General features: G+C 75.7%; 1 protein-coding gene and 1 pseudogene. Both read left to right on the top strand.

All coding sequences use genetic code 11. The annotated features are described in order from the left end of the window. Positions 1-39: 39 nt before the first annotated feature. Positions 40-429, top strand: a pseudogene (locus tag C1I97_RS37200) (phytoene synthase); the annotation flags it as partial. Between the two features lie 32 nt (positions 430-461). Further along, a partial coding sequence (locus tag C1I97_RS37195) for a phytoene/squalene synthase family protein (RefSeq protein WP_111007278.1) occupies positions 462-1,426 on the top strand: 965 nt, incomplete at its 3' end.

Raw genomic sequence — 1,426 nt, 5'->3', positions numbered from 1 at the left:
CTATTCGTCGGCAGCGTCAGATGGGTATAAGAGACAGGCCCCAACACCGACATCGGGCCCGGCGCCGCCGACTGGCCCGGCCTCGCCCCGCGCTACCGCGACAGCCTGCTGCGCGAACTCGACCGCCGAGGACTCACGGGCATCGCGTCGGCCATCGAGGAGGAGTGCCTGGTGACCCCCGCCGACTGGACCGGGCAGGGGCACGCCGCCGGCACGCCCTTCTCCGCCGCGCACACCTTCGCCCAGACCGGCCCGTTCCGCCCCCGCAACCTGGTGCGCGGCACCGCCAACGCCGTCCTCGCGGGCTGCGGCACCACGCCCGGCGTCGGGGTGCCGCCCGTGCTGCTGTCGGGAAAGCTGGCCGCCGCCCGCATCACCGGCGGCCCCCGGTCCCGCACCCGTCCCCGTCCCCGCGCCGTGTCCGCCAGGACGGACGGCCGGCTCGAGCAAGGAGTACGCCCGTGACCGCCCGGGAACTGGACGCCGCCGGCATCACCGACCCGCGCCTGCGCGCCGCCTACACCCACTGCCGCGAGCTGAACGCCCGGCACGGCCGCACCTACTTCCTCGCCACCCGCCTGCTGCCTCCCGGCCGGCGCCCCGCCGTGCACGCCCTGTACGGCTTCGCCCGCTGGGCCGACGACATCGTCGACGCGCTCGACGGCGCCCGGGGCGGACGCGCCGACGGCGAAACGGCACGGCGGGCCGCCGCCCTGGACCGGCTGAGCGACGACCTGGCCCGGGGCCTGTCCGGTGGGGAGGGCGCCGCGCCGGTGGTCAGCGCCCTCGCGGACACCAGTCGCCGCTACGCCATCGACCACCGCCACTTCGCCGACTTCCTCACCTCCATGCGCAGCGACCTGACGGTCACCGAGTACGCCTGCTACGACGAGCTGCGCGCCTACATGCACGGCTCGGCCGCGGTGATCGGCCTGCAGATGCTGCCGGTCCTGGGCACGGTGGTGCCCCGCGAGGAGGCCGCCCCGTACGCGGCCGAACTGGGCGTCGCCTTCCAGCTCACCAACTTCCTGCGGGACGTGGGGGAGGACCTCGACCGCGGCCGCGTCTACCTGCCCCGCGACCTGCTGGCCGCGCACGGCGTCGACCGCGACCTGCTGCGCCGCTGCCGGGACACCGGCCGCACCGACCGCCGGATCACCGCGGCACTGCGCGAGTTCGAGGCCCTCACCCGTGCCGCCTACCGGCGCGCGGCGCCCGGCGTGCCGATGCTCGACCCCGTCGCCCGGCCGTGCATCCGCACGGCGTTCGTGCTCTACGGCGGCATCCTGGACGCCGTGGCCGCCGACGGCTGGGCGGTGCTGCACCGCCGCGCCGCGGTGATCGTGACCGTGTTCCGGTATCTGCAGGTGCGGCACTCCCGGGAGCTGACGCAGGTGCGAACAGTGTCCGAGGCGGCACAACGGGT

The organism is Streptomyces sp. NTH33 (assembly GCF_003236365.1).
In the GTDB taxonomy this organism is placed as follows: domain Bacteria; phylum Actinomycetota; class Actinomycetes; order Streptomycetales; family Streptomycetaceae; genus Streptomyces.
The sequence above is the reverse complement of the archived record's forward strand: the minus strand, read 5'-3'. Positions and strand labels throughout refer to the sequence as shown.